This window comes from Streptomyces sp. MCA2, assembly GCF_023544705.1.
Taxonomy (GTDB): Bacteria; Actinomycetota; Actinomycetes; order Streptomycetales; family Streptomycetaceae; genus Streptomyces; species Streptomyces decoyicus.
In genome coordinates this window covers 1-9,220 of sequence record NZ_JAMJFM010000102.1, presented here as the reverse complement: position 1 = coordinate 9,220, position 9,220 = coordinate 1, and the positions used below count along the sequence as shown (strand labels likewise).

Here is a 9,220-nt window from a genome sequence, read left to right as displayed (position 1 = left end):
AGACCGCCGCCCCACCGCCGACACGCAACGCCCGCCGTCAGAGCCCGCAGGTGCTCCGCCCGAGCGATTCGATCCGGAAGCGGTCCGAGGTTCCGCGGAGTTCGGCGAGCGGCAAGGGGCGGACCATGCGCAGTACGACCTGCCGCTCGAAGACTCGCAGGGGACACTGCGAGTGACGCATGACGTTTCCCAGATCGATCTAGCACCCGTTCTCGATAATGCTCATCGCTGGGCAAGTGACGGCTCGCTCGCGCGCGTGGTAGCGGAAGCACAGGCAAATGGAAGAATCAGCCAGCAGCGTCTCAACAGCCTCCTGAAGGGCTTCGAGGGCCTGAACGACGAACAAAAAATGGCCGTTGTCGCCGGAATTGCTCGCATCAGCACCGGTTACCACGAAGCTCAAGCCGCCGGAAGCAGCCCCGTCAACGAAGACCCTGGCCGGCGACGCCCCGCGGGTATCACTGAAGACCTCAATCCCCGTCCCGGCGTTTCCATGCATGAGAACCATGAAATCAAGCGCCTCAAGGAAGGGGACAACAAGCCCGAACCCGCCTCGCTGGCCCGCGAGTACGCGGTGGCACACGAGGCAGGGAGCCCGGACCAAGCAGCGATAGACGCTACGCATGACAAGCTCGACAACCTGTTGAAGCAGAACAAGGACAACGGCATGCGACCGGACATGTCCGGTAAGAACTATGCCGTTATCGAAGTGCACAAGACGGGCAAAGACGGGAAAGTCGAGGTCGACTACGTCATCGACTCATCGATCCCCGGCAGCAAGCGATACCACCATGATCACTCTGAGCCGCACCTCGGAGAATGGATGAGAGCCGTTGAGGCCAAACATCCCGGCGAATACAAGGTCGTCTCACTGTTCACGGAATTCGAGCCCTGCGGCGACAGAAGCGGCACTGGCGGGGCGAACTGCTCCGACTATCTCAGCAACGACATGGAACGTGAGCCCGGAGAATCCCGGAGCCGAAAAAAGCCCGAACGCACGAAGCGCGATGCGGAACGCGAGGGGCCGATCCCGAAAAGCAACCTCCGCATCTCGTACGGCATCGGATACCGCAAGGGCGCGATGGGCTTTGAAGAAGCTGCCGAACAGGGGGAGTACGCAACTGCTGCCGAGCGCCGCGAGGCGATTAAGGAAGGGAAGGCACTCGACAACGCCGAGCGGGATCGCGTCAAGAAAATGACCGACAGTGACATGATCAAATATCGGGGTGAATGGCTCCGGATATGGATGAGCGCGGTCACCCCCACACAGCCACCGCAGAACCCCGGCACCACAAGCGCTACAGTCTGACCGTTTACGGTCGGCGAGCGACGCTCAACCAATCGAGGATCGAGTGCGATGACAGCGGAAAGCGCCATGGCGCGCATCGAATCGTGGCTGGAGGAGCCGCACAGGCTGTACGAAACGTTTGCGATCCGCGGTGCCGCAGGCGCCGGGAAAACGCGGCTGCTGCAAGGCCTGGCGGACCGCATTCCGGATGCCGTCTACCTCGACTGCACGGGACTGACCGCGGAGGACGTCGCGTTCCGCCTGCTGAACACGTGGCAGGCGGACAGCGGAGCCGGGCCCCTCTCCGAAGCCGCGCGCAGGATCAGGAGCGGCGGTGTCGCGCTGCTCGCAAACGTGCAATGGGCCGGCCCACTCGTCTCCTCGAACGAAGCGAGCCGGATCACTCGAGACGTACTCCGCACCATGAAAAGGTCCGCGCGGCCGAGTCTCCGCTTCATCGTGGAACGGTCCGCAGACAAGAGCTGGGTGCTCGCCCCGGCCCGGAACGAGCTCGTCCTCCAAGGGGAATTGGACCAGGAAGACCGTGCCGCGGTTCTGGCAGGCCTACTGGAGACCTATCCGGAGCTGGAGGCGCTGGCGGCGACGGAGACCCGCAGCGTGCATCTGTCGGTGTGGGCGGAGCTGTGTCATGCCTTGGGCATTCACACTTCGGCGCGCGAGCTGGCCGGGCTGACAGACTCGCTCACCGACCTGCTCTCGGTCTCGGACACCGCCGGGGTGGACCGACAGGTCGCCTTCCGAGCCGAATCGACCCGTCACCGGATGCGGGAGCTTCGCCCCGTCCAGCATGAAGCCGTGGTCGCTTTCCTGATGCAGCGGACGGCCGACCAGGCAACGGGGGCCTGGAGTGCTTCAGGTCCGCTCGGCGCCTACGCCGCACAGACATTGGCTCTCCACGCCGCCCATGCCGGATCCCTGGAGGCGCTGTTGGGCGACGGCGCCGTGCTGGCGAATCTCGAGGCGTACGGATTGCTCCAGGGCCTGGCCGCCGCCTGGCCGGGCGGCGTGCCTCTTGGCGGTATCGCCGTGGATGCCCACTACCTGGAGGCGCTGGGGCTGGCGTCGGCACCGCATCCGGAGTGGGTGGCGTGGCTGCACCACGCCACCGTCAGCCGTGGCAACGAGACGCCGGCCCGGTCGATGGCCACAGCGGGAATCGCTCTGCCGTGGCGCACGGTCTGGTCACACTGTCGCCCATACGGCACATTCGGCCCGTCCTCACAGCCGTACGAGGAAACCCCGGAAGGAATCCCGGTCAGCCGATCATGGCCGCGCAGCGAGACCGCACCTCCTGTCCGGAACATCCTCGGATCCGCCCACCCCTTCAGATCCAAGCCACAGCCGAACGGAGACTGGCTCATCGCGGGCCCCACTGGTCCTTTCGCCGTGGCAATGGACACCGAGCCCCGCGAAAGTCCTCGCCTTTCGGCGATGCCGGAGCCCTTCGTCGGTCCCGTCACCGCTCCGAGCGAGTGGGCATGCCCCGCACCGGCACTTACGCAGGACGGACCGTCGCAATCCTGGCTGGAGGCCACGTTCGGGCCCCACACCTGCCGCGTGCTGGAGGAATCCCGATTGCCTGCGGGGCTCTCCGAAGAAGATGCTCGACACTTCCTCACCACGACAGGTCTGCCCGCATTGCCGGACCAGCTTCCTTTCATGTCCACCGTGGACCTGCACGTATCGGGACTTGTGGAAGCCCCGTGGCCGGAAGACGCTGAACAGCCCGAAAGCGACGGTCCCTTCTACACCTTGGGCGAATGGACGGGCGGCCCCGTGCTGCTGGACGGCACGACGGGAGCCGTCGTGCAAGACGGCCGGACCGGCTACGCCTCTACCACCCTCGCGACCGGCCTTCGACAGTTCTGCGTTCTCCTCCGCCTCTACCACGAGTTCTTGATCAGCAATTTCAATACGCCGCATGAATACCGGGATGCCCGAAGCAGTGTGCGGGCATGGGCCGAAGAGATTGACGCAGCCGTAGCGGATGCCGACCACTGGGAGCAGGTATTCGACGGCGATCTGGATACTTGGGGTACCGAGTAGTCGGCCCGATCTCACCTCACCCCAAGAGCCGCCCCGGGCTCTCAGCTGTGACCGAGGATCGTAGTTGGCGGGTGATGCTCCCTGCGGCGCAGGTCGTCAGCAGCGAGAGGGAGCTGGTTGGCGGATCTTGAGGGCGATAGTTGGCGGCCCAGGGTGTGCGTTGATCACGGTGTGTGAGTGACGGTTGTGATCAGCTGCCTGGCGTGGTCTTCGAGGGCCCTGCAAAGGCCGGCGGAGGGGATGGGTTGTTCTTGCGATTCCCAGCGCCGGAGAAGGGTCAAGTGCGGCAAATCGTCGGTTCGTGTTCGGTCGTCGGGCCGCATTGGCGGCTGGAAGACTGGTGCGAGGGTGAACTCGCTGCCGGTGACGTAGCTCCAGACGAAGGCGGATGCGCACTCTCGGGTGCGTTCTGTCGGCTTGGGACCTCTGCCTCGACGGTGAAGGCGGCAGAGCTCGTCCCAGGTCCTGTCGTCGATGGACCAGCGGGAGAACTGCATGCGGCGGGCCCGGTAGTCGATGCTCTCCTCGCCGCTGACGTGCTCGGCCAGGCGTTTCAGCGTGGCCAGTAGGTCCCGGTCCTTGAGGTCTTGATAGGGGTTCAGTGGTTTGACCCGCAGTCGGCCCCGGGTGGTCCAGGACGTTGGGACTCCGAGGAAGGCTGCCGCTTCCAGGAAGTTCATGTCGCTGATCGCTTGGACCAGGTGGACCGGGAGAATGCGGCGGAGTCGTCGGCGGCTGGTGAGGGCCTGCTCGGAGTCCTCCAGGGTGGCGGCAAGCAACCAGGAGCTGGGAAGGGACTGCGGGATGTGCTCGGGAGCGATCCCGAAGTCCGTGAGGGTGTGGGTCGGGGCGAAGAGTTTCTGGGTGGTGTTCGCCTTGGAGGCCCGCAGTGTCGGGGCTCCCTGACGGATCCAGTCGGCAGAGAGTCTGTGCCGGTAGACCTGGTCGGTCCGGCGCCGGAGCGAGGGAGAAGCCTCGTGAGCGAGCATGGGCCAGGTCCTGCCCCAGCGGAGATCGTCGCGGGTGGGAAGATTCCGTAGCAGCTGGGGCAGGGCGCTGCGCGGTCCGGAAGAATCCTGCGCGAGCAGGTGGTAGGCCGCAAAGAGAAGACCGGCCGTCGCGATCGCGTCACCGGGTGGTGCGCTCCAGACGCCCGCGGGTGGCGAGCTGGCGCTCTCGGCCGCTGGGCCGGGGCTGTGACCGTCCTGCTGCTGCGGTGCGAGATGCGCTTCCAGAATGGCCCGGGTCGCGGCGGGGGCGAGTTCGGCCGCGACGGGCCAGCCCGCCTGGATCAGGGAGATGGCGACCTGGAGATCGGCGAACCGCTGGGAGACGACTTCTGCGGGCTCGTCACCGTCCAGGAGGTCCAGTAATACGGTCTGCAGGTCCGCGAGTTCTGGGGTGAGGGCCGCAGGGGCTGGTTCGGCGCCGTCGAGGCGGTGACCGCAGACTTCACGCTTGCCGGAACCGTCAAGCCAGTTGCGGCATTGGGCGGGGTGGAGCCTGGGCGCGTTGGCGGCGGGCAGCAAGGCCAGGGGACCCCCTGATCTGCCGCTGAGCGCGGGCAGTCGGCAGCGCGGGCACTCGCTGCGAAGGAAGGTCCAGTGATCGAGGCAGGCGAAGACGACAGCCAGCCGCCACTGTCGCTTCCAGGGCCCGCCATGGCGGTTCTGGATCGGGCTTCCATCGCCTGCGAGACAGGCCGGGCAGTAACGTGAATGGTTCACCAGCAGCCAGGGCTGGGACAGTCTGCGGGGGCGGGGAATGCTTCCCGGGCGGACCAGCGCCCGCGCAAGGGCGGAGTAGCGATCGGCGTAGGGCCTGAGCGTCAGCGCGTCGGCGTCCGCGGAGGTCATCCGGGTCACGTCGGCGAAGGCGTGCAGGCGAGCCGACTGCATCATCAGCAGGTGTGCCGCGGAGACTCTGGTATGGGGATCATCTGGGGGAATCAGCATCACGCGCCGTGCCAACTGGTGCGGAGTCAGGTCGAGTCGGTGAGTCAGGCGGAGAAGGAAGCCGGGCAGGCTCTCCTCGGGCAGGGGTTCAAGGCTCCTGGGCAGCGGGGCTTGGGCGGCAGGCATGGGTCAGCCCGTCCTGTCGTCGGCAGTGCGCGGTCCGTGATCGTCGAAGACGGTGTTGCGAGGCCGGCGTTTCGCGCCGGAGCGCCGGCGAGCGGCGGGTGCCGTGGCCGCGGGGACGGGTTCGTCGAGGGCGTCGGTCATCTCTTCCCGCCGCAGGACGATCTCGTCGAGCAGGTCCTCGTCGAGGACCTCTCTTCCGCCGTCCATCGCTTCCTGGGCGCCGTCTTCGATGAGCCGCCCGAGCAGTCCGACGACGCCGCCGGTGCGACGCATCAGGTATTCCGGCATGGTGCCGTCGGTGAGCATGCCCCGCTCCGCGTTCAGCCGCCGCAGATGCCGCTCGATCCCGTCGAGGTGGTTGACGAACGCCTGGATCTGCTTCGGCGTGGTGTAGCGGAAGCGGTCGAGTTCGATCAGGTCGAAGCGGTGCTCTGTCTGAGTGATCTCCAGGCCGTGGATGCGGGTCGACTCCAGCGGGGGCATCTCCCACTGCCCGGACCTCTTGTTCCACTTGGCCTCCCGCAGCGGCCCGATCCCGGGGATGTTGACGGCGGTGAGGATCAAGGTGACGTCCAGACTCATGAAGGCCCGGATCAGGTCGAGGACGTCCTGGTCGTCGGCCCGGTGCATGCGCAGCCGGCTGACATCGTCCAGGATCAGCGCCTTGACTCCGTGGTCGTGCAGGGAGTCGGCGACTTGCCGTACCAGTTCCGGCAGAGTGGCCGACTTGCGCATCTCGGCGCGGAAGAAGCCCAGGATCGAGGCGCAAAGACTCTTCGGTGTCGCCGTCACCGGAGTCGAGACATAGACGACCGGCGTGTGGATGTCACGGGTGCCCGGCAGAGCCCCGGGCTTGAGGTAGCTGTGCATCTGCAGCCAGTGGTCCTCGAAGACGGCCGCGGTCGAGCAGACGGATGCCGTCTTGCCGTAGTTGCCCCAGCCGCTGACCATGACGCCGGCGCGTGTGGGGTCGTCCTGCTTCATCGTGTTCCCGCGCAGTCGGCGGCGGATCAGCCTGCCCACCTTGTCGTGCATGGGGGTGTCCTGCAGCGGAAGGTTCGCGTTCGTCAGATGGCGGAAGAGGTCGTAGTCCGCGCGGCGGCTCTCCGGGATCGTCCTCCACTGCTGCAGCGAGATCGCCCGAGCGGGAAGGAGCAGGCCGCGGCGTGAGCGGTAGCTCTGCCAGCCGACGTAGGTGTCGCGCGGCGGGTGCCCGCCCAGGATCAACTCAGCGATCCTGGACCGTGAAGGCAGGCCCTCCAGCGGATCAGCGTGCGAGGGGTCTCGGGTCACGCGTCGTCCTCCCGGACAGTCGTCTCGGCGTCCGCGTCGTCGCGTGGCGGCGGCAGGAACATGGGCCGCCGGTTCAGGGCCTCGTGCAGCGTCGGCGGAGCCACCGGCCGGGTTCCGGCGAGTGCCTCTTCCCGTCGCCGGCGGCGGTCGCTGTCGACCGCCCTGTCGATCATGCGGGCGTGCTCCACCCAGGCCGCAGGCATCCGCGCCGCAGACAGCTCGTCCGCGGGGGCCGGCTCGGCGGGACGGTCGGCCACCGCGGTCTGCGCGCGGGCGATCTCACGGGCCTGGCGACGCGCCGCTTCTTCCCCGCCTTCTCCCGGCCTGGCTCGGCCACTCGTCGACGGGGGTGACCGAGCCGAGGATCCCAAGCAGATGCTCCAACAGCTCATCCTCGGAATGGATCTTGATGTTGTTCGCCTTCACGTGTCCCAGGAGAGCGTCGGCGGTCTTGTCGGAGAAGGCGGGAATCTCACCCTCGGGCGGCAGCCCTCGCCAGCGCAGGACGTGCCAGGTCTCGTGGTCCGCCGGGTCCTGGAAGAACACCTGCCGGCGGTCCCTGCGGTCACTGCGGACCACCCACTGGCCCGCGTGCCTGCCGCCTCGGGCGGAGGGCTGCTGGAAGCGCGGCTCGTCAAGGACCGGGTGGTGATACCAGAGCCCGAGGATCTTCACTCCGCGACGCGGAGGTCGGCTCCGCGGTCCGCGACGTCGCCGCCGGTGAAGCCCAGCAGGTGCTCGAAGAGCATGGTCTGGATCGTGAGGAACTGCCGCTCGACCGCGAACTTGTCGGTCTGCCGCAGCACGCGGGCAGGCAGGATCCGGCAGCCGATCTCGCGTTCGGCTTCCACCAGGTCGTGGTTCTTGTAGGGGCCGCCGTGGTCGGTGGTGACCGTCTCCGGGGCGAAGAACGGCAGAGCGGCGACCCGGTGCCCGGTGAACTCGGCGATCACGTCGGCCGGGACCCTGGCGTAGGGCCACTCCATGTCCTCGCCCCAGCCCTCCCGCATCGGGAGCGGCAGCATCACGTCCCGCAGCAGCATCGCGACGTCGACCGAGGTGTCGGACTGCAGCGTGAGCCGGAAGGCCGGCAGCCCGTGCGTGTAGAGATCGAGCGCGAGGGTCAACGTCGCGGTGACCGCGACGCCGAACACGGTCTCGCGCAGCTTCACCGGCATCGGAGTCGAGTCCAACACCAGGACCTGCCCCGGGCGGTGGACCACCATCCGGCCCGAAACGCCGGCCTCCGCGGCGGCCTGAGCCGTCCGTCCGTAACGTGGGCGGGCTCCAGCGGGCCCGAACCACTCCTTCCAGACGTCCGCGAACGTCCAACGGGAAGGGATCCTCTCGGCCGGAAACGCCGGAAACCGCTCACGCATGTACTGGTGCATCAACCGGTGCCTGGCAGCCAGGCTCAGGCGGGCGCGTTCCCCGCACTCTGCCTTGACCGCGAAGATCGCCTCACGGACCTCCTCGGTGACGCTGCGATGGCCACTGCGGCGCCGGGTCCAGCGTCCGTCCGCGCAGGCCAGCAGGGCACCGGAACATGAGCCATGTCGCGGACCGGCCAGCAGACTTCACCAGCACCCACCCGCCACGTCGAACTCCACCGACAGATCCAGCCATCCGCGAGATCGAGTTCATCCCGAAATGCGGCATCCCCGCTGTACACCGCGACAAGCTCGTCGAGACGACTTGAGTCCGACCGGATCCCTGCCCTGGCACTCGCGCTCACTCACCCACAGCACCACCACCCACGTGGCGACAGGGCCCGATCTTCGGAACTGACCACAACGCAGTGTTACGGAAGCAAGATCCGCCAACTACTGCACTGTCGTCTGCCACGGGAACGTCAGTGGGTTTGCCATGAGAAGTGTCAGTCGATCAGCGCTTGATACGTCCTCGGATGGCGAGGGCGGCGAGGCCGAGGAGGACGGGTTCGGTAAGGCGTGAGGCCATCTCGGTGTAAGTGCCAGCCGTCGTGAGGTTTTGGCCGGAGGACCGGAAGATCACTGAGTTCACCACCACCCGCAGGCTCTTCTCGAACCGATTGGTCGAGAGCCGCTCTTGGAGTGGCCCCGAAGGGTTGACACGGGCGGGGGTGTCGGTGGTGAGCCGGATGTTCTGGTTGGTCACCTTCCCGATCGCTTCCGACTTCGGATCGCTGGTGGGCAGGCCCCACATAGCCGCGAAGAGCGACTACCACCGTTCGCGATGAGGTGGGGGGCAGTGCCGGAGGTGCAGTGCTCCCGCGGGCGCCGACCGCGGAGCGCGGTGGGAAACCTCGGCTTAGCAACTCATCATCGGGTGGCCCTCGGCCTAGGCGTCTCTCATAAACGGTACGTCTGTCACGCTGATCGCGAATCACCCTGTTCGCCAGACGCTGGCCCGATTCACTGGATGCCGGCTCGTCTGCGATCGATGTGCCGGCGCGGTCGCCGGTGCCCGGCAGGTCCTTGGCGAGCCGGCCTGCGAGTGCGCTCACCGGGCA

At 67.0% G+C, this 9,220-nt stretch carries 8 protein-coding genes; 2 read left to right on the top strand and 6 right to left on the bottom strand.

From position 1 onward, the window contains the following. Together M8I34_RS40705 and M8I34_RS40700 are read left to right on the top strand one after the other, a co-directional pair. Positions 1–1,309, top strand: a 1,309-nt coding sequence (locus M8I34_RS40705) for a hypothetical protein (RefSeq protein ID WP_250058105.1), incomplete at its 5' end; no start/stop codon positions are given. A gap of 48 nt (positions 1,310–1,357) precedes the next feature. Further along, positions 1,358–3,355, top strand: coding sequence for an SUKH-4 family immunity protein (locus M8I34_RS40700; protein ID WP_250058104.1), 1,998 nt, complete (start codon positions 1,358–1,360; stop codon positions 3,353–3,355). A 164-nt stretch (positions 3,356–3,519) separates the two neighbouring features. On the opposite strand, the gene M8I34_RS40695 is transcribed toward M8I34_RS40700, so the two are convergent. The 6 genes from M8I34_RS40695 to M8I34_RS40670 form a co-directional block, all read right to left on the bottom strand. After that, positions 3,520–5,436, bottom strand: coding sequence for a TniQ family protein (locus M8I34_RS40695; RefSeq protein WP_250058103.1), 1,917 nt, complete (start codon positions 5,434–5,436; stop codon positions 3,520–3,522). Between the two features lie 3 nt (positions 5,437–5,439). After that, a complete protein-coding gene (locus M8I34_RS40690) occupies positions 5,440–6,729 on the bottom strand; it encodes a TniB family NTP-binding protein (RefSeq protein ID WP_250058102.1) in 1,290 nt (429 codons plus the stop codon). Beyond that, positions 6,726–6,902: a hypothetical protein gene (locus M8I34_RS40685; protein ID WP_250058101.1), complete on the bottom strand. Its 177-nt coding sequence runs from the start codon at positions 6,900–6,902 to the stop codon at positions 6,726–6,728. The genes M8I34_RS40690 and M8I34_RS40685 overlap by 4 nt, the downstream gene beginning before the upstream one ends. A gap of 106 nt (positions 6,903–7,008) precedes the next feature. Continuing rightward, the gene (locus tag M8I34_RS40680; protein WP_250058100.1) at positions 7,009–7,404 is read right to left on the bottom strand and encodes a hypothetical protein; all 396 of its coding nucleotides are present in this window, start codon (positions 7,402–7,404) and stop codon (positions 7,009–7,011) included. Then, positions 7,401–7,925, bottom strand: a complete 525-nt coding sequence (locus M8I34_RS40675; RefSeq protein WP_250058099.1) for a hypothetical protein — start codon at positions 7,923–7,925, stop codon at positions 7,401–7,403. Before M8I34_RS40675 ends, M8I34_RS40680 begins: the two co-directional genes overlap by 4 nt. A 688-nt stretch (positions 7,926–8,613) precedes the next feature. Further along, positions 8,614–8,865, bottom strand: coding sequence for a hypothetical protein (locus M8I34_RS40670; protein WP_308372802.1), 252 nt, complete (start codon positions 8,863–8,865; stop codon positions 8,614–8,616). Positions 8,866–9,220 lie beyond the last annotated feature (355 nt).

Excerpts from the sequence above, each read along its gene's own strand:
- M8I34_RS40695 (WP_250058103.1), bottom strand. The coding sequence starts at position 5,436 with ATGCCTGCCGCCCAAGCCCCGCTGCCCAGGAGCCTTGAACCCCTGCCC.
- M8I34_RS40700 (WP_250058104.1), top strand. The coding sequence starts at position 1,358 with ATGACAGCGGAAAGCGCCATGGCGCGCATCGAATCGTGGCTGGAGGAG.
- M8I34_RS40685 (WP_250058101.1), bottom strand. The coding sequence starts at position 6,902 with ATGATCGACAGGGCGGTCGACAGCGACCGCCGCCGGCGACGGGAAGAG.